The organism is Metabacillus sp. GQ13, from assembly GCF_059758525.1.
Genome location: NZ_JCAXET010000014.1, coordinates 144,321 through 167,977 on the forward strand (window position 1 = coordinate 144,321; position 23,657 = coordinate 167,977).

Genomic DNA, 23,657 nt, shown 5'->3' on the forward strand with positions numbered 1-23,657 from the left:
AATTGCCATAGTTTAAGTAAGTTAATCAAAAATTTTATCGGTTAAAGGACTTTGCTTTAATTTTCTTACCCACTTAAATCAAGTTTATATTTTCAGAATTCAGGATAGACTTATGGAAAAATGGTAACGTGTCTCAATCTTTTAACTAATGTCAGACCAATTAACGTAAGAGAGAGAAGAATTGCAGCGCAAATCCAGCTAAATGCTTGCAGAATTCCATAGCTCTCAAACAACGTTTGGTTGTTTCAATTTGTTAGTTAATCACGTTTCTTTCTATATATTAGGAGGTCTTATTTTGTCTGACAAATCGAAAAGTCAAATCGAAACTAGAAGTACACGACGAACCTTTTTAAAGAATTCTGGTTTAACAGTAGGTGGGCTCTTTATAGGTGGAGCTGTTGGAAGTCTGTTAGGAAGAGATACTGAAAGTGGTGAAAAAACAGAACATACGACTCAAGCTCAAACTGCTAATCCGAATGTAGCCTTAATGTTTTTTTACCCAGAGGAATATCAGACAACAGTGGCTGCTGTTGAACGTATCTTTCCAAAGGACGATTATGGTCCAGGTGCTAAGGATTTAAACGCAGCTATTTATGTTGATCATCAATTGGCCAGTCAATGGGGAGTAAATGCAAAAGATTATCGGTTAGGACCCTATTACGAACCAGAACCAACACAAGGCGAACAAATAAAGATTTTACGTAAAGATTTATTCCGTTTAGGCCTCAAAGGACTAAATAATTACAGCAACAAACAATACAAAAAGAAATTTTCTGAATTGGCAGCAACTGAACAAGACGAAATTTTAATCATGTTTGAGAAGGGTGATGCTGATCCACTTTCTGGTGTTTCAACAACTGAATTTTTCAGATTGCTGAGAACCTTAACAATGGAAGGGGTTTATGCAGATCCATTGTACGGAGGAAATAAGGAAATGCTTGGCTGGAAAATGCGAAAGTATCCTGGTTCCCGAATGAGTTATACAAAGGAAATTCAAAGCAAAAAATTTGTAAAATTGGAGCCTAATAGCCTTCAAGATCATATGTGAGCTTCGCTATAATAGAAGAAAGGGATGACAAACATGGCTACAAAACTACCTAAAGTACCTGTTGTTGTTGTCGGAATGGGTTGGGCTGGAGGTATAATCGCCTCTGAATTAACAAAATCCGGAATTAAAGTTGTCGGACTTGAACGTGGGAAAGAAAGACAGATGAGCGATTATTTGTTGGTACATGATGAACTTCGTTTCCAACATCGCGAAGAGTTAATGCAAGACCTATCAAAGGAAACGATAACCTCTCGTAATAACCGAAAAATGAGAGCTTTGCCAATGCGTCACTACGGCACATTCATTGTAGGTGATGGCCTTGGTGGTGCAGGTAGTCATTGGAATGGACAAACTTATCGTTTCCTACCATATGACTTTGAAATTAAATCTAAAACGATAGAAAGATATGGTGAAAAGAAAATAGATCCGGTTTATCCGCTGCAAGATTGGGGCATTACATATGACGAAATAGAGCCATATTACGATACATTTGAAAAAATGGCCGGGATTTCTGGCGAGACTGTTGACCTCTATGGAAAACGCTCAAACCCTTATCCAACAGGACCAATGATAAAAACACCGGTTTTAGAGATATTTGAACAAGCTGCTAAAAAACTTAACTATAAACCATATATGATTCCTTCAGCAAATCTATCAGAGAATTACAAAAATCCTGATGGTATTTCACGTGCCGCATGTCAATACTGTGCCTACTGTGAAAACTTTGGCTGTGAGTACGGTGCCAAGGCTGACCCGGTTGTTACCGTCATCCCTGTTGCAAAAGAAACGGGTAACCTTGATTTGCGAACACACGCTAATGTAACAAAGATCATCAATGATGGGACAAAGGCAACTGGTGTTGTTTATGTCAATACATTCACTGGTGAAGAATTCGAACAACCTGCAGAGGTTGTCGTCTTAGCAAGTTATGTATTTAATAATGTAAAACTGTTGCTTAATTCAGGTCTAGGAAAACCCTATGATCCAGCCACGAATACAGGTGTAATTGGTAAAAATTATTGTTACCAAGTAAGTTCAGGTTATTCAACCTTGTACTACAATGATCGGGAATTTAATTTATATGGCGGTGCTGGAGCATTAGGTATAGAAATTGCAGAATTCACTGGTGATAATTTTGACCATACAGATGAAAAGTTCCTTCACGGATCAGGCATTCGCTCAACCCAATATGGTAATAGACCAATTGCCAATAATCATGCGCCTATCGGTACACCTTCATGGGGGGCCGAATTCAAAAAACAATCAATCCAATATGCAAACAGTGTATTGCAAGTGAAATCACAAGGTGCAAGCCTACCGCACCAACAGAACTATCTTGATCTAGATCCTACCTATAAAGATGTTTACGGGATGCCTTTATTACGTATGACCTATGATTATACAGAACAGGATCGTGAATTAGTAAAATATATGGCGAAAATCACTAGGAACATTGCCGAAGAAATGGCTCCAGACCATATTGATACCGTCGGAGAACAAGCACAATTTAACGTAAACGTCGACACAAATACACATAACACAGGTGGTGTCATAATGGGTGCTGATCCTAATCTTTCAGCAGTCAACACTTATATGCAAATGTGGGATGCTGAAAACGTATTTGTAGCTGGTGCTTCAGCATTTCCTCATAACAGTAACTTTAATCCAACTGGTACATTAGGTGCCTTTTCATATAGAGCTTCTGAAGGAATTGTAAAATACCTTAAACAGGGAGGCTCACTCGTATAAATCTACTACTCTTTTCATGACCTTAAAAAGATCAGACTACCTGCCTCCAAGATAAATGGAGGCAGGTTTTTTCATTTAAAAATCGGTATACATATTATTCCAAAAAGTACCTGTACTAACTACTCATTAACGAAGCATATTAAGATTTATAAATTGAAAAATACGGGAGGCATAAAATGAAAGCCAAATGGAAAATCTCTATCTTGTCTACTTTGCTTTCGGTAAGCTTTTTATCAGCATGTAATTTAGGCAATAACGAGATCATTGAGCAAGAAGAAGTAGATTATCAACCGGTTCGTTATGAAAGCGACTATAATCAAAATCAAACTAATGAAGAAACGAATCCGGCAAATAGATCTACCAATCATGATGAAAATCCCGAAAATACGGAAAAAAGAATGGAAAAGGGTGACGATCTAGAATTTGATAAAGACAGAGGCGCTGAATAGGAAGGTAAGTTGGTTTCTTTTTAAAATGCGTGAGACCTTTGTCAATGCACTCTCAGAAAATGGAAAATTCTCTCATTGAGTGAAAACCAATATTCATAATACAAAAAACGAGCCATACTCACTTTCATAGCTCGTTTTTTTCATGTGATTCAGGTTCTAACTATCCATTCTTCAAGTCTGCAATCACCTGAATATATTTCTCATTCCATTTTGCCCACTCCTCTTTTCGGAAGTCGATCGAACTGTCATCTAGTTGTGCCTTGATGACATCTAGACACACATGCCAGCCTGCGAGATCCTTAGGAGTATGAGGGGTTATCTCGTTTATTTTTTCTATTAACATTAACTTACAGCCACCTTGTTCTTGAGACAATTCACAACGGACACTGTCTTCTCCCCACGTATATTCCAACACAGAGAATATTTGAAGATCGATAATTGTCAACTCCTCAAAAGTACCATCCTGCATGTCAAACTTAATGATACCTCCTTCTTGAAGTTTCTCTATGCTAAGTTCTGCAAACCATTTCGCTAATTTCTGATTCTCCGTCAGCCAAGACCATACCGCTTCGATAGAGTGATCCAGATGTCGTTCAAAGCATGCAATATAGCCGTTTTTATCTTTATGTATGTCTGCAAGCATTTCGTTTTCCTCCTATGGACATCCTTATTGGTAACTATTCATATTAGTATCTCCATCCTCATAAGTGAATACATACGAGGATGGACGATTCTTTAAATGTTGGGAATTCTGTTTAATAACAGTAGATTAAGCGGTTTTTTGCCTCTTTATTAATCGTTTTTAGCTTTACAACCACTTTATTTTCGAAATATTCATTTTATCGATTATGAGACAAAAATACGCTTTAAAGAAATATACGATACTAAAAAGAGCCTTTGAAATATCTTCTAAGACTCAAGGAAAGAGGACTGACCCCGTTTCATGTTATTCACTTTTCATACGTTGAACTGACTAGACCCATTTGAGTGTGGGATTTGAATGTGGGATTTGCCCGTGGTATTAGCAGTCTTTAATTTTCCCTATGAGTAAATTTTAGTAAAATTGCAGTCATTTCAATCGTTACAAAGGCGCCAATTCAACTAGCAATAGACTTTGCTATTTTCAAACAAATATCTCGTTCTCCACAACTATTTTTTTCGCCCTCCATATGAGAGCTTTCTTGTTGTAAAAGGTATGAACTAAGCTGGCCTTCATAGATAAGACTTAAATTTTCACTCTCGGTTAAATCAAAAGGTTTTGTAAGGCTCGCGGGTTTATTCTTAACTTGAATTCCGCCTTTAAAAAGAATGGTTGCTACAAATTCTGAACAAAAGAAAGCACGCTTTCTATTTAACTCTTTATTTAGTAACACGCAGAATAATCCGACAAAATTGTATCGGTAATTATTTTGTTGTTTTTCTATTTGTTGGACAAACTCAAGCATCTGTTTATACTCATACTCTGTAACGGAACAACTATAAATAGCACAATTTGATTCCTGGAATAACGTCCCAGTCAGCTTTTCCTTTACAAAGCCCCCGATGAAAGGGTTATTAGGCACTTTCCTTCCAAAGCTATACGTAGTATCTAGTTCTTTCGTAAAGGAAATGGAAGCATGATTTAATGGATATTTTGTCACCCTTTTGATCATTTTCGCTAATAACGTCCCAGTCTCTGTAAGAATAATATACACTTCCATTTTAATTCCCCCATTATATAAAAAATCCACTGAAGCAAACTCTGCTTGTTAAGAAGTGAATTTTCTATTACCCCTATATGAGTAAATTATATAATAAACTCTGATAATAAACCCCTATAATTTTCTAAATTTGTGAAAAACCTTTTGATTTACCAATATTGTTTAAATTTAGAATTAGGTAAAGGAAGTCTACGTAAAATATACATCCCTCATCACTTCTTATCTTATTCTATAATCCTATATACTCACACTTTGATAAACAATCGCAAGCTTTATTTTTATCTAGGGCTTGAGACGTATTTTAAAATACACGATTAGTGGAATCGATAAAAAGACTCACCGAACTGGCAAGTCCATAAAGAATCGATTCATCATCCTTTTTATTCGGTTTTCATCTGCACTTCTTCAAAGGGTTGGACGACAACAAAACCTTCACCATCAAATTTCATTTGAATCGATTCACCGCTGCCTCTGCCAAAAAATGTTTTTAAAGTAATATCGGTTTGAAATTCTGGTTGTAAATTTCCTGACCACGCGACAGTTGCATTCGGATCAGTGATTACCGGCCTTCCAGGAGAAACTTTCAAAGTCAATGGTTCATAGTGTGTCGTTATCGCAATCATTCCCGTTCCTTCACAGCGGACATTGAATAACCCGCCAGCCATCATACCGGCAACACGTTTCATTAATTTAATATCCCATTTAATACTTGGCTCAAATGCAAGTAAATCATTCCCATTCACAAAGATGACATCATTTTGTAAATGAAGAATAATCACTTTTTTACCCTGATCTGCCAAATACAATTTACCTTGTCCTGTCGCCTTCATTAAAGAAGTACCCTCTCCAGTAAATGCCTTCTTAAAGGTCTTTCCTAAGCCATGCTCCAAAATCCCTTCACGTTCAAACTTTATTTTCCCATTATAAGCTACCATTGAACCGGCTTTTGCCCATACTTGACTCTCTAGATTGACTTCAAGCATTCGCGGTGTTTCCAATTCAAATAATCCTTGACCTTTATCTTCTTGCTCAGTTTGTTTAATAAACTCATCAATTGAATAATTACTCATATAGCCACTTCCTTCCTATTATATATACGTGAAAGTGCCTCGTTTTGTTTCATATTTATTTGCTTCCAAGCAAATAAAGTAATTTGATGAGTAGGTTTATGGCATTTCAGAATTATTATTTAGATTGCTAGATGAGCAATCTCATCTAACAACGCTAAAATGAAATAAAAAATCCCTAATTTCATCTGGTGGTATTCCTATCCATCTGCTTCCCTCATAAGCTCGATCCATTCATCGTCTAAATCATCATGTTTTCGGTCTTCAACTAATTTCATTGCCCTTAACATCCCCATTATTAGTCTATTTTTAGGCTCATTTCTAATACACTAGGATTTTAACCTATAGAATGAAATTTATCTTCAAAGAAACTGACCTAAATATGTAGTGTTGTACTATTTACGTAAAAACAAAAAACTTTGCGAAAAAGCAATCATTCTTGACTTATCTAGGGTGTAATCCATGCAAAAAAAGCGCAACAATCTCTTTCGCCAAATCCTCTGGAGCCTTCAATCCTTTAAAGAGCTTCGTCACTGTTAGCCGTTCGATGGTTCCTACTAAACTTTCGGCTACGATGTTTATGTCCAGGCCACTACGGAAGTAACCATCCCGTTGTTCTGATAATAAGTTATCCGTTATTTGAGCAGATAATTGTGTTTTAATGACTTCGGCATCTGAGGATAAAAAAATCCTATACGAGTCAGGTTTTGATTTTCCTGAAAAAAGGAAAAAAACGCAACAAGTCCAACCGCAATTCTATTAGGTAATACTTCCAGATCAATCCCTGAATCCAGTCGACTTTCTTTACCAAGGTCAAACAACTTACTACGAAATAACTCGACCAATTCCTGAAAAACTTCTTCTTTACTAGAAAAATATAGATAAAAGGTTGGTTGTGATAACCCAGCCCTTTTTACAATTGTACTTATCTTTGTTTCATAAAAACCATTATTAGCGAATTCATCAGTTGCAATAGAGAGTAATAGTGCTTTACTTTGTTCTCCAATTTCTCCCTTTTTTCGCCCTCTTTGGCCCATAAATTCAAAACCTCAAATTTTTATTTATATTACTTATAAGTATAATCTATGGAATTAATTACCTAGTCAAGAAAAGATAGCGGACATTTATCTAAAATAAAAAATAACCTTGCCGAAATGGGCAAGGTTATTTTTTATCTTACTATTTGGTAATGGAAAAGATATGTTAGTGTTTAAAAATAAACTATATAAATAACAAACACTAAAAGAAAACGATAAATGGCAAATGGTACAAGCTTAATTTTATTAATCAATTTCAAAAAGAAGCGAATCGATATTAATGCAAAAACAAACGCACTTATGAACCCAGCAATAAAAAATGGCATCGCATCAAGTGTGAAATATTGCCAGTTTTTCAATAACGACAAGCAACTTGCACCAGCCATAATCGGAACAGCCATAATAAATGTAAAATCAGCTGCTGCACGATGACTCATCCCAAGTAAAACGCCACCCGAAATCGTTGAACCAGATCTAGAGAAGCCTGGCCATAGGGACAGACATTGGATAAAACCGACAGAAAGTGCCTGTTTATACGTAATTTGATCAACTGTTTCAATCTTAGGTGCTTTAGGACCGAACAAATCTGCGATGATCATCAAAATCGCACCGACTACCAAACCAACCAGAACCGTTTTGATTGAAAATAAATACTCATCGATATAATCTTCGAAAAGCACTCCCAATACACCTGCAGGAATAAGGCCTACGATTACTTGTGATAGTTTAAGGCGCTTTTGATTAGAAGCTTGTTGTTTGTTTTTATTAAGACGTCCAAGTCCAAGTAAATCAATAAAACGATCTTTAAAGACCACCAAAACAGCTAATATTGAACCTAATTGAATGACAATTTTAAAGGTGTTTGCTACATATTTCCCTAGAAATTCTTCAGACTGAAGCCACATATCATCAACGATAATCATATGTCCTGTTGAAGATACTGGTGCAAACTCTGTTAAACCCTCAACTAACCCGAGTATAACTGCTTTTACTATCTCGAAAATATCCATCATCTATTCTCCCTTACTAATCGATCTCTTTTTTATAAATAGTACTAATAACGCAACTGTAAAAACTACTATCAAAACATATACGATATTTGAATAAATATCAATAAAATCTACAATTTCTTCCCATGATTCTCCAAACTTTGCTCCGATAGAAACAAGAATGATATTCCAGATTAACGTTCCAATTGTCGTAAAGAGAAGAAAAAGCCAAAAGTTCAACCGTGATATCCCAGCTGGAATTGAAATTAAGCTTCTAATGAGAGGTATGATCCTACAAATAAGAACCGTCCAGTATCCATACTTATCAAACCAGTAATCTGCTCTATGAATATCTTTCTTTTTCACCCTAAGAAGATGTCCCCAGCGATCGACTAGTTTTTCAAGTCTTTCTACATCCAATAGATTCCCTATCTTATAAAGAATAATAGCTCCGAGAATTGAACCCGCTGTTGCAGATAAAATGACACCTGTTATTGATAAATCTGTAAAATTCGTCATCATTCCCCCGAAGGTAAGGATCACCTCAGATGGAATCGGTGGAAATACATTTTCTAAAGCAATCAATAGAAAAATTCCCATATAACCAAATTGTTCAATACTATTCGTAATCCAATTTTCCATATTAACCTCCTATTTTTGAAACATCATTGGTGCTTTAAGTTTTCAACATTCAACTATATTAATGCTTTCTTCAACTTTCTCATATACATTTTACGAATAAAGAAATAGTAAATCAGTTGAGCAATGGAGAAACAGATCAAAACAATAATCGTTTCTTTTGCAATTGATAAGGTGAAATAGCTTTGTAGTGCGATAAATGCAAATGCACTGTGAATAATCGCAACAATAATCGGCACAAAAAATAATAAAAACAGTTGTTGGGTGACAATTCTCGTTAGCTCTTGATCCGTTAATCCAACTCTCATGATCGTCGTATATTGCCGGACATCATAATCCATGTCTGCATATAAGCGGAAATATAAAAAGCTTCCTGCCGCTATGAAGAAAACTGCCCCAACTAATAGGGCTACAAATAGCATCATATTAAAGAGGCTCATTTGTTTGTGAAGTTACGTTCCACTTACACTCACTCATTGCATACCTTGCTTCCGTATGGCTCAGTTCAATCTTTTGTTGTCTAAAACGTATATCTAACCTTTCTAAATCAAGAACCAATCCATCTATCATTAAGTTCCGTCCACTTTGGTTTGTTGCATAGGAACCATATGACCTCCGCAATTGGCTTTTTATTTTTGCAAGGACAATTTCATAATCAAAAGGCATTGTAATATAATCATCTGCGCCATTCTCTAACGCCATAACTTGATCCATTTTAGCGTCTCTAGCTGAAACAAATAATATTGGACATGTTGAGCTATTTCTTATTTGCTGCACCATTAATAGCCATCATATTTCGGTAGGTTCACATCTAATAAGACTATATGTGGTTCAAACTGTTCAAATTGGTCTAAAACAGTATCAAATTCATTTACTGCGTACGTTTCAAATTCATATCTAGTAAGAAAATCTTGTAGTAAAGCAACCAACTTTACATCATCTTCTATGATAAAAATTTTGAACATCATTATGTTCTCCTCTTATTGTCGGTATTTATTATGTATTGTAACAGTTCTTGGCATTATACGTATCTATTTCCATAGATTGTTGTTTTCACATATCAACTATATACGCATTTACTAGGTCGGTCATTCCTTCTCCTAGTAATTATCATATTCATACCAATTTTCATGTTCAAATTTATTGTAATATCACAAAGTAAAAAGAGACTGTCCCTTATATTGTGGGACAACCTCTTAAGGCTAATTGAGCAAACGGGAAGTAATGTTCAAAAACGCTTGTAAAATATCTTACATTGTTGTTGTAAGAAAACCGTTCTTCCTGTTAAATTGAGGTGATAGATACTAAAATGAGGTGATTTTGTTGGTTAGTGATGTAAAAATCGAACAATTAAAATCAAGTGGAGAACATATTGATGAGCTTTCAGAACTTTTGATACATATAGTAGAAGATGGTGCGTCAATTGGCTTTTTACCATCATTGAAACTTTCAGATGCTACAAAATATTGGGAAAGCGCATTAAGCCCTGAAGTGATTCTATTTGTCGCTAAAATAAATAATCAGATTGCGGGATGTGTACAATTACAATTATGTACCAAGCAGAACGGTGGACATAGAGCCGAAATCGCAAAATTAATGACACACCCAAATTTTCGACGTAAAGGCATTGGTCGTTTACTAATACAAAAGACTGAAGAAAGGGCAAAGCAGGATGGTAGGTCGTTATTGGTTCTAGATACAAGAGAAGGAGACCCTTCTAATCACCTTTATACTTCAATGGGTTACATTCAGGCTGGTAGAATTCCTAATTATGCGTTATCTGCGAGCGGTAAATTAGATGCAACTATTTTCTATTACAAAAGCCTCAGTTAATTTGATGGAGAGTAAACCTTTTCAATTACCTGAATAATTCCCGAATAAGGCACTATTGTGGAGTACATATAGATTTAAACGACATGATTGTTATTTTTAAGTACAGTGAAATATCTTACATCAAAAAGTAAACAACTACATTTTAACCCCGTCCTAAATTTAGAACGTGGTTAAAATGTTTGAAGTTTGAAAATTAAATAACGATAATGTCACTTTTCGCATACTTTGTTGCTTTTCAATTATATCTACACTAACAACCCGGGTAGATTTCCGTTGCAGGTACTCGCTTTCCGCGGGCGGTCCAGGAGCCTCCTCAGTGCTATGCACTTGCGAGGGGGGGAAGGTCTCCCCTTTACATGCTTCTCCCACAGGAGTCTCGCACTTTCCACTACAATCAACATCTGTTCAAATTGGGTATTGGCTAAAAACAATAACCTTTACGAAAAAATCATCGTTACAGTAACAGCCTATTTATTAGACAATAAGCTCTCAACGACAAAATCTAATTGATTATCTAATGCAATCGGATCTTGGTAATACATTGTATCGACATCATATTCGTATACATTTCCCGCTTTAACTGCCGGAAGGTTCTTCCATATGTCTAGAGTTGTGACACCACTCTTGGTCTCCTCAGCCCCTTCAGCATTCCCTTCTACTTCACGAACACCTAAGAATATATGGTCAGCCTCACTCAGATACTCAGGAATTGTTTCCATTGAGATTGCAGCCCATCCTTCACCAAACGCAACCTCTTCAACCTTCTCTGGTGCCGTTAGTTCTAATTCGTTGTAAATAATTTCTCCAGCACGGCCAAATGATTTTCCGTATAGAAAAATTTCCTTTTCTGTTAATTCTAATATAACGACTTTCTCGTCTTTTTCAACTTTCCCAGCTATTTCCTGATTCTTCTCTTTTACTCTCTCATCGAAAGTGGCAAGAAATTCCTCAGCCTCTTTTTCTTTGTTTAAAATTTTCCCAACCTCGATCAATCTCTCACGGTAATTGTGTTCACCATATGGAAGGAGAACGGTTGGTGCGATCTTTGATAATTGTTCATATGTATCTTCTGTATAGGTGAGAATAACGTCTGGATCAAGAGCTGTTACTTTTTCTACTGAAATAGCTGTACCATCTCCGATATTTTCTACGTCTTTTAATTGGTCCTGATAGTATGGAATATCAAAGACCGTTCCTGTAGCACCAATAGGTGTAACCCCTACAGCTAAGACATCACCGACATAATCTTGGACTGCAATAACAACACGTTCAGGGTTTGCTGGTAACTCTATATCACCTTTTGCACTTTTATAAGTTCTTGTTTCTGAAGCCTCTTTCTTGTCCTCATTCGTATCTTTTGTAGCAGCTCCATCCTTATTTGCCCCACATGCACTTAATACAACGATAAATATCAATGACATACTAATAACTAGAAACTTCTTCATGGTGTTCCTCCTAATATAATTTCATTTATTATTAATTTAATCGTATAGTACTAAGGTAACCTCGTTATGTACGTTGAATTCATTTCTTTATGATACTGATAATCATTATCATTTATGTTGTCATATAAAAGTTAATTTAGCTATACCTATACATAACTTTTTCTATTCCAAATTTTCTACTCTGATTTAGCATCCTCTAATTAAGGGGAAAACACTCCCCATTACATAGATATTTTCTTTACCTTGTCTTGAACTGTATGTGTATCTATTTTTTTCCTTCCCCATATAAACGTTAGAAGCATAGCAATTAATCCGATACTACCGGCTGCATAAAAGACAGCAACAAAGGATACATTTTGGCTGAAAATACCTGCCGTAAAAGGACCTATGAAAATTCCAAGAGCATAGATTGCCTGAAAAAGTCCCATTGCAGTAGCTCTTTTTTGATATGAAATCGTTTGAATTGCCATACCCATTAAAAGTGGAATCGTCAGTCCTTGAGCAAATCCATTAAACGCTTGTGAAACATATAAAAGCTCTAATTTTGTAATAGCTGGTATGATTGCTGTAAAAAGACATGTACCTAAAAATCCGGTAAAGAGAATCGACCATTTATTAAACCGATTAATAAAATACCGACCCGAAATAATCGGTGCAATTGCATGTGGAACCATAAAGCTAAACACAAGGAAAATCAAACTTTCATTTGATGCACCGATATTTATCGCATACGTTGGAGTAAAGCCAAACATCGTAGTAAATAAAACAGCATGAGCTAAGGCCGATAATAAAGATACCTTCAGTACTAACGGTTCCCTTATAACATCACGCAATTCCTTTAATTCAATTCTTCCACTAATTTGTTGTTTTTCTACTTCCCTAACCCAAAATGACATCACAATCCCGATACATCCAATGATTCCACCTATCCAAAAAGGGGCTTTCCATCCCCATTCACTAACAAGATAACCACTTAATCCCATGCTAATCAACTGAGAGGTGACGGTAATAAACTGAATATTCCCCATCGCTTTTGTTGTATCTTCTGCTTTAAAATAACTAGCATATAACACGGTAAAGGCAACCCACATTGAGGCGGTAACACCGGAAATGACTCGGGATGCAAAAGCAAATCCTAAGCTCTCTGTCATCGCAAATCCAAAACAACTAATAGCGCCTGTAACAAGACCAATAATGATAAACGGCTTACGAATTTGCAATTTGTCTGAAATGATTCCAATTGGAAGTCGTAACAGAATTTGCATAATTCCATAACTACCTACGATAAAACCGACTAATGTATATGCGCCACCTAGAAAATCTAAATACTCCACAAAAACCGGGACATAAATATACAAAGAGAACCAATAAGTAAATGTGATAACGATGAAAAATAAATGATAGAACAAAGATATTTTTTGTGGTGGATTGTTGGTCTTCACTAAGTTAATCACTCCTATTAGCTTCTTGAACTCTAATAATTCGATCTATTTATTCGAGTATGACTCATAAGATCTGAATTTTTGAATTTGAGTGTTTAATATAAGTAAACGGACTTATCGAAAATAGAAAGTCCGTTTTAACATGTTATGTAATTTATCTTTTATCTCATTGCGAGTGCTCTAGTTCATACGGCGCTGAATGGACTAGAGCACTTTTGATTGATTCCATTATATCATCCACCTAAATCTGCAGCTATTATTGTTGCCTTTGAAAAAATCTTGAACTAATTTTGTTAATAGATATAACTTTCAGGGTAAACTCATACTAGAATTATTTGGAAAACAGGAGGTAACTATGGATACTATAATATATGGGTTATTTACGATTTATTATGTACTTCTACTATGTTGGGGACTTTATCAAGTTCGAAACGATAAGCAGAATATTTATTCGATTTTCTTACCTCTTGTTACACTAGGTCTTGTTTTCGATAATCTTGTTATCTTGTTAGGGAAATTCATAGGTGCAGGGGATTTTTTAGAAACGGTAAGCACATTTAGATACTGGATCCATGCATTTTTCACACCGACACTTGTCCTATTTTCGATGAATGCTGTTCACAAAACTCAGATAAATTGGAGCAAATATAAAATCTTCAAAGCTATCGCCTGGTTGTACACAATCTTACTCGTTTTACTAGAGCTTTTCACTGCAACGATCGGTTTACAAATAGTACCTAAATGGGAGTACGGTATCTTACATTATGTTCCCAAAGAAGCAGCGTCAGGTCCACCTTTAATGGTTATTGGTTTAGTCATATGGATCTTAGTATCAAGTATCATTGTCTGGAAAAAGCAGGGTTGGATTTGGATGTTTATCGGAACCCTTGTTATGATAATTGGCAGCTCGATCCCAATAAACATAAAAAGCTCTGCAGTGATGAATGGATTTGAATTACTATTTATTACTTCCCTTTGGGCAACTAAGGTTTATAAGAACGAAGAGTCTTAAAGATGTTCACCATACATAGAAAGGCTTGGATGAGATAAAACCAAGCCTTTTTCAAAATTCTCCATCAACTTTGAAGAAGATCTCAAAGAATCACATGAATACTCTATATAAAGTTAGTTATCATAATGGTGTATGATCAAGTGTCTGGTATATTTCTACTTTTCCCATAATTCCATACGTTCTTTCATTAATTGAGTTTCTACTTTTTCAGCTTTTTCTACTCCAGCCTTTTCCAAGTCTTCCATGAACACTGCCCAAACTTTATCAAAATCCTCTGGTTGAGCTAGTATAGCTTCTAGAACTCGCTTTTTATGATATCTATACATTTCTGATTGATAAGCCCTTTAAAGATCCCTTCTTTAATTCATGTGCCCTATTACGGAATTAAAAACATAAATTAGATTAAATCTGGGCATTAATTAAAAGGAGAAGGAAGGATAATAATGACGTGTAGATATACCAATACTAACATATAAATCCATTCTCCAATTTGTCCTTACATATAAGCTCCACTTCGTTTTTCCTAAAAAAGCAATAATTCTATCAACGAAAAAAATATACAAAATAATGCAATCCACTTTATGAAAAAAGACATTGATATGTCTAATTTTAATTAGCCATTAAAAGAACAACACTATTGTCAAATGTTCCTCAATCAATCTTTTATTAAGATGTTCTATCCCTTTTCTCTATAAAAACATTCCTTTAGATAACAAAATTCTAAGGGGGAAAGACTGTGCAACACTTTACAAACAGTTGGTTACTTAGTCAAAGAATGATAGGACAACAATACTATAATAAAACCTTGAATAAATTTAATGGATTTTCAAAATCAAACATTATAACTAAAAGATTGGGATGAATAATGTGTGGAGTATTTTTAAAAAGGATATCAAGAACATTCTGACGAATTGGGTTGCAGCTATATTAATTGGAGGCTTAACTTTATTACCTTCTTTATATGCCTGGATTAACATTGAAGCGTCCTGGGACCCTTATAGTCAAACTGATCAGCTACCGGTAGGGATTGTGAATATAGATACAGGGGCAACAGTTCGTGATAAAAAAATTCATATTGGGGATGAGCTAGTCAAAGAACTTAAGAAGAATGATGACATGGATTGGCAATTTGTTAATCGTAAAGAAGCCATGGATGAGGTAGAATACGGAGATTATTTTGCCGTCATCGTAATTCCTGAAGATTTCTCCAAGAAGTTAGGAACGGTCATTAATGATCACCCGGAAAAGGCGAAGGTCGAGTATTATGTAAATGAAAAAATCAATGCAATTGCGCCTAAAATCACGGAATCCGGTGCAGGTGGGATCGTGGATCAAATTACGAGTAACTTTATTTCAACAGTAAATGGTACTATTTTTGATCTGTTTAATGATCTAGGTCTTGAGATCGAAAAGGACCTCCCTGATATCAAGAATTTTGAAGAGTATGTTTTTCAAATGGAAGAAAAGTTACCCGAGATATATAACTTATTAAATGAGTCCTTGTCAGATACGCAAAGTGCCCAAGAAATTATTGATGACGCAAAAGCACTGATTCCTGAAGCAAAACGTGTAACAGGTGATGGATTACAAACGATAGATGAAACTACGGAGTTTCTAAAAAAGGCTGAGAACCGACTGAATCAAATTGCGCCTCAAGTACAAAAGGATTTAGAGCAGTTAAAGAGTATGGCAACGAAAGTAAACGATTTTATAAAAAATGTGCAATCCTCTGATATCAATTTGAACCAGGGACAGCAGATTAGTGAACAGATCAATGAGCAAATAGCCAGATCAGTTAAGAATATTGAGGCAGTAGAGGTTGCACTCAAGCAGCTTCAGGAGCAAAATAATAATGAACAAGGCACAAATCAGAATCAAGAACAAATCAATCAGGCTCTTGAACATTTAGCCATATTGGAGAAGGAACTTCAATCACTCCAAAAAGGTGGTCAAAGGATCAATACGTTTCTTTCGGATAAACAACAAGAGGTGGATGATTTACTCGTCCAACTTCAGGATAGATCAGCAACAACGGCAAATGAAATTGACGCGTTTGTGAAGGAATATAAAGTAAACATCGAACCCATTGTCAGACAAGAAGTAGCTAATGCTAAGCAAACATTGGGTAATGCTAGAGGAATTCTGACTAAAATCCAATCTAGTCTGCCTGAAGTAGAAAAGGTCCTCTCCAAAACAGAGGGAAATTTGGGAGAAGGAAAAGATATTCTCAAGTATGTATTAGGTGAATTCCCCTATGTCAACGATAAAATTAATCTCTTGGCAGATAGGATTCGAGAAGTTCAAGGGAAAACAGATATTAATGAAATAATAGAGTTACTGCAAAACGACCCGGAAGCAGAGAAGGGATTCTTTGAAGAACCCGTTCTACTTAACAAAAACAGCTTATTTCCAATCGCTAACTATGGTACTGGTATGACTCCTTTTTATACCGTACTTGCGATATGGGTTGGAGGCCTTCTGTTAATTTCTCTGTTAGCTACAGACGTCTATCATTCAAAAGGCTTTACGGAGAAACAAATTTATTTTGGCAAACTTTTTACTTTTATCAGCATTGGGTTTGTTCAAACTCTTGTGGTTACATTAGGAGATATCTTTATTATGGGGGTAGATATTGCAGAACCAGTGTGGTTTATCTTGTTTGGACTGATGAGCAGTTTAGTATTTATTTTGGTTGTCTATACATTAGTTTCTGTATTTGGGGATGTAGGAAAGGCAATGGCCATTGTATTACTCGTACTGCAAATTGCGGGAGCTGGAGGTACGTATCCAGTAGCCTTACTCCCTGAATTCTTCCAAACGATTCATCCGTTCTTACCCTTTTCTTATGCTATTGATTTGATGAGAGAAGCTGTTGGAGGTATTGTTTGGGAAAGAGTTTATAAAGATCTTATGTTTCTAACAATTTTTGGTTTTATTGCGTTGCTAGTTGGAACCTTCCTTAAAGGTCCTTTAAATAAGAAGACAAAAGCTTTGATGAAGAAATCGAAAGAGTCGGGGTTATTTCATTAAGACTCGTGACGGGGCCAAAAAAGGATCTTCCGGTGAAAATCCTTTTTTATTACTTGACATAAATTCCTAATAGACAATATAATCTGTCCAATTTTCAACAAAATCCATTAACCATATAATTCCCATAAATAATAACCAAAATAAGAGTGGAATAACTAAACTTTTAAATGCTTGGTTCCATTTGTAACTATTCATTTTTTTAATTAAAAATCTGTCTACACAAAAATAAATAATTGATGCTGCAAGACTTACCCATAGTAATATGAGGCCAAAAAGTAAATGAAACAGAGCTGAAATATATATTTCCATTTTACTATCCTTATTTGTAGAAATAAATTTAGAAAGATTGTCACTTAAAGTAGAAGTTAATGTTCCATAGATTAATATTACTGGAAAACTATAAATTAGGTATGTTGGTGTGGCCATAATAAAATTCCACATATATTCTCTAAAGGAGTCAATATTTTCTCCAAATGGATTTGGGTAGATTAAAGCCAATAGTACAGAATATAGAGAACTTGCGATTGCTGCAGTTATAATTTTTCTGGGTAACATTAAAGTATCCCCTTTACAATTCCATCTCTATATTACCACAATCATCTATTTTAATTAATAAACTGATCCATTCTTGAACAAGACTTTCAATGTATACTATATACAAAACTAGTTAACATATAGATGTTATATGAAGATAATGCAAAACTTCTAACTCCTTCTACTCCTATAAATCAAGAACAATTGCATTTAATGAACGAGTTACTACTACTAAACTGGGTAGTGACATTAGCACGTTGGAACTTTAACGAATTATTATCCTTTAATTCAATGTAGAACAACTGAAACTAATGGATTAGCCGTTCCAACTTGTCTTGTTCCTGAGTAATAAGTAATATCACCATCAAAAGGGGGAATTACTTATGTGCTCAAGATGCAGTCAGTGCCAAAATCAATGTTGTTGCCCTTGCTCTAATCGATTTGACCAAGTCAGAAGGCTATTTACAGGATGTGAACTATTAAGGGTTACAGAGTTTACTAACGAGTTCTTCAAAAGATTCGGACGGTTACCTACATGCGATGAAAGAAGATGTATTGAGGAAAGTTGCAGAGGCATTTCAGATATAAACCTTATGGAATTACCTTCCAAAAATATGACATATTAAAATGATTGATTTGAAGATTATGGAAATATTTACCTTATTGGTCAAAACACTAAAAAACATGATTAATTAATTATCGAAAATCTAAAACCCTTGGGATCCTTATAAAGTTCTCAAGAGTTTTCCAATTCAATATTAAATACGTTTTTAGTTTATATAATGATTTGATGCTAGACTAAAAAGTAGGCACAGATTGTTATAATCAAAATATAAACTATAACGAGGTGTGACGAAATGCCAAGAGGTACTGGAAAAAGGTATGATGAATCATTAAAAAAGGAAACAGTAAAGTAAATTGCGAAAAGCCCACGGTAAAGTATGAATTCACACATGAAAATCGCTCCCAATTCCGAGTGGAGAAGATGTGCAATGTGTTGGGAGTTTCCAAAAGTGAATACTTTAAATGGTTAAATCAACCGATAAGTAAAAGACAGAAGAAGTATGAAAAACTATCAAAAGAAATATTAAAGATCCACTTTGAATTCAAGCAGCGTTATGGCAGTGTTAAAATCGGCGAAAACACTAAAAATGCGTGGTGTGAAAGTAAGTGAGCGTACGGTCTCCCGGATTATGACAAAGAACCAATAGAAGTCTTGTACAGTCAAAAAGTACAAGGCTACGACCAATTCAAAGCATCATCACCAAGTGAGTGAAAACGTCTTAAATAGACAGTTTAAAGCGAGTAAACCAAACCAGTTCTGGGTTACGGATATTACTTACATTCCGACATATGAGGGTTGGTTGTATTTGGCGACCGTAATGGGTTTGTATTCTCGTAAGATAGTAGGATCGGCCATGGATCAAAACATGACCAAAGAATTGGTTATCTCTGTGTTAAAGATGGCTTACAGACATCAGAAACCTGGAATAGGAGTGGTTCACCATTCAGATCGCGGTGTTCAGTATGCCTCTGTGAATACCGAAATCTAATAAAAAAGTATAATATGACTAGCCGCATTCTTTTCATAGGATTCTTAAACGGGAGCTTGTTTATCAAACAAGTGTAAAACGAGAGAAGAAGCAAGAAAGTCACTGTTGGATATATTGAGTTCTTCTAAAATTCCAAACGAATTCATTCGAAATTATATACCGAATAAATTTGAACGAATGTGCGGAAAATCCGTGGCTTGATTTCACCTTCATAAAAAAGTTTAAATTCCTAATTTGAACCTTTTTATGAAGGCTTCCAAGCGAAAGCGCGGTAGAAATCTGTGTCTATTTTCTTGACGTAGTATCAATCAGGAATTAAGCTTATTTTCTTTTCTTCTTTATTTAGGGTGAAACTAAAGACAGCTTCTGATTCAATATTACATAATCTTCTAATCTCTATAGGTATATGAACAGTGCCGTTTTGACTATATACGCATTGATTTTCGATAATATTTTGCTCCTTATTTGTCATTACAATTTCTTTATCCTCTAAAAAAATATTAATAAAATCACCAGGTTCGAGATTTATTTCATTTCGTATACAACTTGGTATATATATCTGTCCAGTCTTGGTTAATGTTAGCTTATTCAGTTCAATCACCTCAGGATTAATGGTTATTTGAATAGAATAATTAAAAAGTGTGGAGAAAATATGCATTTTCCAATCTATAAGTTTTTATTTTGAATGATTTTATGTAAAGTTGAAGAGAAAGAATAAAAATATTCAATCTGCATAATTTCTCAACATTTTAGCAGTAAAATATCTCTATACTCGTAAAGGTGAATGATTATGAAAATCTCAATTAAATTAGGCTTATGGTTTTTCATTTGTATTTTCATTATTGAAACTTGTTCAATGATATATTTACATCGTAATGTCTTGCATTCTCTTGTCAATGAAGAACTATCATCATTAAAGGCAAGAGGAAATAGCCATCGCGATGTTCTAGAAATGTCATCTGAAAATACTACTTTACATCACATTGGATTAATGGAATCCCAAACAGATACAGAAGTCGTGATTACAAATACAGACGGTGATGTATTAGAAACATCTACGGCGATCGATGATGATATGGAAAAAGTAATAAGGAAAGCGATTTATGATATACCAAGAAATGGACTGATATTACAATCAGACTTGCAAAAGGAAAAGTACATTGCAACGGTTTCATCTCTTGATGAAGGAAAAGAAAATCAAGGGTATGTTTACATGTTCAAAAGCAAAGATCAGATTCATAATCTTATTTCACAATTAAATAACCATTTCATACTTGCTGCGTTAATGATCCTATTTTTTATGTTGATAACGATTTTCTTTTTATCTAGAGCTTTAACAAAACCCCTTGTTTCGATGAAAGAAGCAACTAGAAAACTTAGTAATGGAGATTTTTCCGTTTCTCTTCCTGTTACTTCAAATAATGAGATTGGTGAATTATCAAAATCTATTCAAACATTGGCTAATGACTTGAATTATTTAAAGAAGGAGAGAAATGAATTTTTAGCAAGTATCTCTCACGAACTTCGCACTCCTTTAACCTATATAAAAGGTTATGCCGATATTGGAAGAAGAAACGATTTAGATGAAACAGAAAGAATTAATTACTTAAACATCATTCATGAAGAAGCAGATCATGTAAGTGATTTATTAAAAGAATTATTTGAACTTGCAAAGATGGACCAAAATGCCTTTTCCATTTCTAAAGAACGGACCCATATTTGTTTATTCCTACAATCTATTTTTGGAAAGGTACTACCTGCATTTAAAAGTAAAGGAATTCATTTGGAGTTAAATTGTAAGGAAGATTTTTTCGTTAGAATTGATCCTATACGCTTCGAACAAGTCTTTTTAAACCTATTAGACAATGCTCTAAAATACTCTAAAGAAAATACAACTACTACGATTGAAGTATTGCAGGAAAACAAAAATATAATTATTTTTATCAAGGACCAAGGACAAGGAATTCCTTATGATGATTTACCTTATATCTTTGACCGTTTATTCCGTGTTGACAAATCTCGATCCAGATTGACTGGTGGTTATGGATTGGGCTTGGCTATTGTAAAAGAAATTGTGGAAGCTCATAATGGTGAAATTTCAGCTGATAGTCAAGATGGTAAAGGAACTCGCTTTAAAATCGTATTAAAGGAGTAATAAAATGAAAACCGTTTTACTGATCGATGATGAACAAAGAATGCTTGATTTATTATCTTTATATTTATCTCCTTATGATTACAAGTGTATAAAGAAAGTCTCAGGAAAAGATGGTATACAGTTTTTGGAGAATGAAGATGTCGATATTGTCATTCTTGATGTCATGATGCCTGAAATGGATGGTTGGACAACCTGTAAAAAAATAAGAGGTTTTTCGAATGTTCCCATCATTATGTTAACGGCTAGAAGTGCAAAGGAAGATATCGTTAAGGGATTAAAAACTGGTGCAGACGATTATTTATCAAAACCTTTTAACGAACAGGAATTACTAGCAAGAATCGAAGCAGTAATTCGTCGTACTTGCAGACCTATTAATGAAGAAAGAATAATTACTTTTAATAATTTAACCTTAAATCAATCAACCTTTGAAGTGAATTATATTAATAAGGGAATAACATTGACACCAAAAGAATTTTCTTTATTAGAGTTATTTTTAAATTACACAAATAAAGTTTTCTCACGAGAGCATCTCCTTACAACCTTATGGGGACTAAAAGCAGAAACAGAAGACAGAACAATTGATTCTCATATTAGAAACATCAGAGACAAACTACGTCATGCAGGATTTCCGGTTGATAAACATTTGAAAACCGTTTGGGGTGTAGGATATAAATGGAGTTCAGATACGTGCCAGTGACTCCGACAATCAATAAAATATGAAATTCATCTAATAAATAGCGTGGAGGTAACAAAGTGAAGTTTAAAAAAGGGATTATCTTTCTATTTTTCATAAGTATTTTTCTAACAGCATGTGCAGAAGGAGAGACAAAAACCTCAACTAACAGTTCAGACATTTTTGAAGAAATTAAAGATGAGAAAACCGAACACATTCATGGGATGGGATATATAGGAAACAACAATAATTTGTATCTCGCAACTCATGATGGATTAGTACGATTTTCAAAAAACAAATGGTATAAAATCAGCAAAAACAAACATGACTATATGGGATTCCAAGCAATCGATGAGGGTTTTTACTCTAGTGGACATCCTGAGCAAGGATCTAATTTAAAAAACCCACTTGGATTAATTAAAAGCACCGATGCTGGCAGGTCTTTTAAAAGACTTGCTTTTTATGGTGAAATAGATTTTCATTATTTAGCAGCAGGGTACTCTAGCCATACGATCTACGTCATTAATGAGATGCAAAATCCAGAGATAGGTACTGGTTTATATTACTCAGAAGACGAAGGCGAGAATTGGACAAAAAGTCACATGCAAGGAGTATCTTTTAACTCGATTGGTAATATCGCAACACATCCGACAAAGTCAAAGATGATTGGGATCTCAACTGATAATGGCTTATTTATTTCAGATGATTATGGTGGTCAATTCAATCTATTTTCAAAATCCAATCCAGTTACTACTTTTCAGTTCCGAGAGAACTCAATACTATATTTTAGTTTGAATGGAAATAATTCTTCTCTTATTAAGAAAGAACTTACGGCTCAAGAAGAGGTCAACCTTCCCATACCAGCAGAGGTAAATCAAGAAAATCCAGTTATGTTTATCACTTCAAATCCAAAAAATAGCAAGGAGATTACAATGGTTACCTTTAAAAGTGATATATATCAAACCAAAGATAACGGCACCACTTGGCAAACATTAATGACCCAAGGGGAATTTAAATTCTAGTAAAATTCCTGCTAACTCTCATTGCCACCATCGTCTTGCTTTTACAACTGGAGCAAATTAGTTATATATCGGGAGCTGCAGAGACAGTAACTCAGATTTACCAATGCTTCACTTCTTAAGGAGTAGAGCATATCTCGATAAGTCTAAGAGTGATACTAAATCTAAAATCAAAGAATAAAGTAAAATTCGACTACGGAGCATTTTTTAATGGAGTCAGAACTTTGTTTGAATATTATTTTTATGAGCACTTTAATTTAAAACTAAAAAGAGCTTATCTATT

23 protein-coding genes and 1 pseudogene are annotated in these 23,657 nt (G+C 34.8%); 10 read left to right on the forward strand and 14 right to left on the reverse strand.

Features of this window, described 5'->3' with window-relative positions; genetic code table 11:
• Nucleotides 1-295 precede the first annotated feature (295 nt).
• The 3 genes from AC6CHR_RS17880 to AC6CHR_RS17890 all read left to right on the forward strand — a co-directional run bounded on the left by AC6CHR_RS17880 (nucleotide 296) and on the right by AC6CHR_RS17890 (nucleotide 3,246).
• Nucleotides 296-1,048, forward strand: coding sequence for a gluconate 2-dehydrogenase subunit 3 family protein (locus AC6CHR_RS17880; RefSeq protein ID WP_498250366.1), 753 nt, complete (start codon nucleotides 296-298; stop codon nucleotides 1,046-1,048).
• 33 nt (nucleotides 1,049-1,081) lie between these two features.
• On the forward strand, nucleotides 1,082-2,797 hold the full coding sequence (locus tag AC6CHR_RS17885; protein WP_498250367.1) for a GMC family oxidoreductase: 1,716 nt from the start codon (nucleotides 1,082-1,084) through the stop codon (nucleotides 2,795-2,797).
• 176 nt (nucleotides 2,798-2,973) lie between these two features.
• The gene (locus AC6CHR_RS17890) at nucleotides 2,974-3,246 is read left to right on the forward strand and encodes a hypothetical protein (protein ID WP_498250368.1); all 273 of its coding nucleotides are present in this window, start codon (nucleotides 2,974-2,976) and stop codon (nucleotides 3,244-3,246) included.
• A gap of 160 nt (nucleotides 3,247-3,406) precedes the next feature.
• Here the strand turns inward: AC6CHR_RS17890 and AC6CHR_RS17895 are convergent, their stop codons facing one another.
• The 9 genes and pseudogenes from AC6CHR_RS17895 to AC6CHR_RS17935 form a co-directional block, all read right to left on the reverse strand.
• Nucleotides 3,407-3,889, reverse strand: a complete 483-nt coding sequence (locus AC6CHR_RS17895; protein WP_498250369.1) for an SRPBCC family protein — start codon at nucleotides 3,887-3,889, stop codon at nucleotides 3,407-3,409.
• A gap of 454 nt (nucleotides 3,890-4,343) precedes the next feature.
• Complete coding sequence (locus AC6CHR_RS17900) at nucleotides 4,344-4,946, reverse strand: hypothetical protein (protein WP_498250370.1); 603 nt, start codon at nucleotides 4,944-4,946, stop codon at nucleotides 4,344-4,346.
• Nucleotides 4,947-5,326: 380 nt separating this feature from the next.
• On the reverse strand, nucleotides 5,327-6,016 hold the full coding sequence (locus AC6CHR_RS17905) for an AIM24 family protein (RefSeq protein ID WP_498250371.1): 690 nt from the start codon (nucleotides 6,014-6,016) through the stop codon (nucleotides 5,327-5,329).
• A gap of 632 nt (nucleotides 6,017-6,648) precedes the next feature.
• Nucleotides 6,649-7,050, reverse strand: coding sequence for a TetR/AcrR family transcriptional regulator (locus tag AC6CHR_RS17910; RefSeq protein WP_498250372.1), 402 nt, complete (start codon nucleotides 7,048-7,050; stop codon nucleotides 6,649-6,651).
• 173 nt (nucleotides 7,051-7,223) lie between these two features.
• Nucleotides 7,224-8,060 (reverse strand): undecaprenyl-diphosphate phosphatase, encoded by an 837-nt coding sequence (locus tag AC6CHR_RS17915; protein WP_498250373.1) that lies wholly within the window; start codon nucleotides 8,058-8,060, stop codon nucleotides 7,224-7,226.
• Between the two features lie 3 nt (nucleotides 8,061-8,063).
• On the reverse strand, nucleotides 8,064-8,681 hold the full coding sequence (locus tag AC6CHR_RS17920) for a DedA family protein (RefSeq protein WP_498250374.1): 618 nt from the start codon (nucleotides 8,679-8,681) through the stop codon (nucleotides 8,064-8,066).
• Between the two features lie 53 nt (nucleotides 8,682-8,734).
• Nucleotides 8,735-9,115, reverse strand: a pseudogene (locus AC6CHR_RS17925) (ABC transporter permease); the annotation flags it as partial.
• Nucleotides 9,105-9,458, reverse strand: a complete 354-nt coding sequence (locus AC6CHR_RS17930; protein ID WP_498250375.1) for a response regulator — start codon at nucleotides 9,456-9,458, stop codon at nucleotides 9,105-9,107. The pseudogene AC6CHR_RS17925 and the gene AC6CHR_RS17930, both read right to left, overlap by 11 nt.
• Entirely contained in the window at nucleotides 9,458-9,643 is a 186-nt protein-coding gene (locus AC6CHR_RS17935) for a response regulator (protein WP_498250376.1), read from the reverse strand. The genes AC6CHR_RS17930 and AC6CHR_RS17935 overlap by 1 nt, the downstream gene beginning before the upstream one ends.
• A gap of 358 nt (nucleotides 9,644-10,001) precedes the next feature.
• Here AC6CHR_RS17935 and AC6CHR_RS17940 point away from each other — a divergent pair, with 358 nt between their 5' ends.
• Nucleotides 10,002-10,511, forward strand: coding sequence for a GNAT family N-acetyltransferase (locus AC6CHR_RS17940; RefSeq protein ID WP_498250377.1), 510 nt, complete (start codon nucleotides 10,002-10,004; stop codon nucleotides 10,509-10,511).
• 467 nt (nucleotides 10,512-10,978) lie between these two features.
• Here AC6CHR_RS17940 and AC6CHR_RS17945 read toward each other — a convergent pair whose 3' ends face one another.
• Both AC6CHR_RS17945 and AC6CHR_RS17950 read right to left on the reverse strand, forming a co-directional pair.
• A complete protein-coding gene (locus AC6CHR_RS17945) occupies nucleotides 10,979-11,956 on the reverse strand; it encodes an iron-hydroxamate ABC transporter substrate-binding protein (RefSeq protein ID WP_498250378.1) in 978 nt (325 codons plus the stop codon).
• A 221-nt stretch (nucleotides 11,957-12,177) separates the two neighbouring features.
• Nucleotides 12,178-13,398, reverse strand: coding sequence for an MFS transporter (locus AC6CHR_RS17950; protein ID WP_498250379.1), 1,221 nt, complete (start codon nucleotides 13,396-13,398; stop codon nucleotides 12,178-12,180).
• 355 nt (nucleotides 13,399-13,753) lie between these two features.
• On the opposite strand from AC6CHR_RS17950, the gene AC6CHR_RS17955 reads away from it, so the two are divergent.
• Entirely contained in the window at nucleotides 13,754-14,410 is a 657-nt protein-coding gene (locus AC6CHR_RS17955) for a hypothetical protein (protein WP_498250380.1), read from the forward strand.
• A gap of 155 nt (nucleotides 14,411-14,565) precedes the next feature.
• Here AC6CHR_RS17955 and AC6CHR_RS17960 read toward each other — a convergent pair whose 3' ends face one another.
• Nucleotides 14,566-14,736 (reverse strand): hypothetical protein, encoded by a 171-nt coding sequence (locus tag AC6CHR_RS17960; RefSeq protein WP_498250381.1) that lies wholly within the window; start codon nucleotides 14,734-14,736, stop codon nucleotides 14,566-14,568.
• 532 nt (nucleotides 14,737-15,268) lie between these two features.
• Between AC6CHR_RS17960 and AC6CHR_RS17965 the strand changes: the two genes are divergently transcribed.
• On the forward strand, nucleotides 15,269-17,440 hold the full coding sequence (locus tag AC6CHR_RS17965; RefSeq protein ID WP_498250382.1) for a YhgE/Pip family protein: 2,172 nt from the start codon (nucleotides 15,269-15,271) through the stop codon (nucleotides 17,438-17,440).
• A gap of 66 nt (nucleotides 17,441-17,506) precedes the next feature.
• Here the strand turns inward: AC6CHR_RS17965 and AC6CHR_RS17970 are convergent, their stop codons facing one another.
• Entirely contained in the window at nucleotides 17,507-17,995 is a 489-nt protein-coding gene (locus AC6CHR_RS17970) for a hypothetical protein (protein ID WP_498250383.1), read from the reverse strand.
• 1,247 nt (nucleotides 17,996-19,242) lie between these two features.
• Between AC6CHR_RS17970 and AC6CHR_RS17975 the strand changes: the two genes are divergently transcribed.
• Entirely contained in the window at nucleotides 19,243-19,527 is a 285-nt protein-coding gene (locus AC6CHR_RS17975) for a DDE-type integrase/transposase/recombinase (RefSeq protein WP_498250384.1), read from the forward strand.
• Nucleotides 19,528-19,831: 304 nt separating this feature from the next.
• On the opposite strand, the gene AC6CHR_RS17980 is transcribed toward AC6CHR_RS17975, so the two are convergent.
• Complete coding sequence (locus tag AC6CHR_RS17980; protein WP_498250385.1) at nucleotides 19,832-20,128, reverse strand: AbrB/MazE/SpoVT family DNA-binding domain-containing protein; 297 nt, start codon at nucleotides 20,126-20,128, stop codon at nucleotides 19,832-19,834.
• Between the two features lie 189 nt (nucleotides 20,129-20,317).
• On the opposite strand from AC6CHR_RS17980, the gene AC6CHR_RS17985 reads away from it, so the two are divergent.
• From AC6CHR_RS17985 to AC6CHR_RS17995, 3 genes are read left to right on the forward strand one after another with little or no spacing between them, the layout of a single operon-like run.
• Complete coding sequence (locus AC6CHR_RS17985; RefSeq protein ID WP_498250386.1) at nucleotides 20,318-21,682, forward strand: sensor histidine kinase; 1,365 nt, start codon at nucleotides 20,318-20,320, stop codon at nucleotides 21,680-21,682.
• Nucleotides 21,683-21,686: 4 nt separating this feature from the next.
• A complete protein-coding gene (locus AC6CHR_RS17990; protein ID WP_498250387.1) occupies nucleotides 21,687-22,379 on the forward strand; it encodes a response regulator transcription factor in 693 nt (230 codons plus the stop codon).
• A gap of 56 nt (nucleotides 22,380-22,435) precedes the next feature.
• Nucleotides 22,436-23,377 carry a F510_1955 family glycosylhydrolase gene (locus tag AC6CHR_RS17995; protein ID WP_498250388.1) on the forward strand — a complete coding sequence of 314 codons (942 nt, stop codon included), beginning with the start codon at nucleotides 22,436-22,438 and terminating at the stop codon, nucleotides 23,375-23,377.
• Nucleotides 23,378-23,657: the final 280 nt, after the last annotated feature.

Coding starts and splice junctions, on each gene's coding strand:
- AC6CHR_RS17955 (WP_498250380.1), top strand. CDS start 13,754: ATGGATACTATAATATATGGGTTATTTACGATTTATTATGTACTTCTA.
- AC6CHR_RS17910 (WP_498250372.1), bottom strand. CDS start 7,050: ATGGGCCAAAGAGGGCGAAAAAAGGGAGAAATTGGAGAACAAAGTAAA.
- AC6CHR_RS17900 (WP_498250370.1), bottom strand. CDS start 4,946: ATGGAAGTGTATATTATTCTTACAGAGACTGGGACGTTATTAGCGAAA.
- AC6CHR_RS17890 (WP_498250368.1), top strand. CDS start 2,974: ATGAAAGCCAAATGGAAAATCTCTATCTTGTCTACTTTGCTTTCGGTA.
- AC6CHR_RS17905 (WP_498250371.1), bottom strand. CDS start 6,016: ATGAGTAATTATTCAATTGATGAGTTTATTAAACAAACTGAGCAAGAA.
- AC6CHR_RS17945 (WP_498250378.1), bottom strand. CDS start 11,956: ATGAAGAAGTTTCTAGTTATTAGTATGTCATTGATATTTATCGTTGTA.
- AC6CHR_RS17930 (WP_498250375.1), bottom strand. CDS start 9,458: ATGGTGCAGCAAATAAGAAATAGCTCAACATGTCCAATATTATTTGTT.
- AC6CHR_RS17960 (WP_498250381.1), bottom strand. CDS start 14,736: ATGTATAGATATCATAAAAAGCGAGTTCTAGAAGCTATACTAGCTCAA.
- AC6CHR_RS17965 (WP_498250382.1), top strand. CDS start 15,269: ATGAATAATGTGTGGAGTATTTTTAAAAAGGATATCAAGAACATTCTG.
- AC6CHR_RS17885 (WP_498250367.1), top strand. CDS start 1,082: ATGGCTACAAAACTACCTAAAGTACCTGTTGTTGTTGTCGGAATGGGT.
- AC6CHR_RS17985 (WP_498250386.1), top strand. CDS start 20,318: ATGAAAATCTCAATTAAATTAGGCTTATGGTTTTTCATTTGTATTTTC.
- AC6CHR_RS17895 (WP_498250369.1), bottom strand. CDS start 3,889: ATGCTTGCAGACATACATAAAGATAAAAACGGCTATATTGCATGCTTT.
- AC6CHR_RS17915 (WP_498250373.1), bottom strand. CDS start 8,060: ATGGATATTTTCGAGATAGTAAAAGCAGTTATACTCGGGTTAGTTGAG.
- AC6CHR_RS17920 (WP_498250374.1), bottom strand. CDS start 8,681: ATGGAAAATTGGATTACGAATAGTATTGAACAATTTGGTTATATGGGA.
- AC6CHR_RS17990 (WP_498250387.1), top strand. CDS start 21,687: ATGAAAACCGTTTTACTGATCGATGATGAACAAAGAATGCTTGATTTA.
- AC6CHR_RS17970 (WP_498250383.1), bottom strand. CDS start 17,995: ATGTTACCCAGAAAAATTATAACTGCAGCAATCGCAAGTTCTCTATAT.
- AC6CHR_RS17935 (WP_498250376.1), bottom strand. CDS start 9,643: ATGTTCAAAATTTTTATCATAGAAGATGATGTAAAGTTGGTTGCTTTA.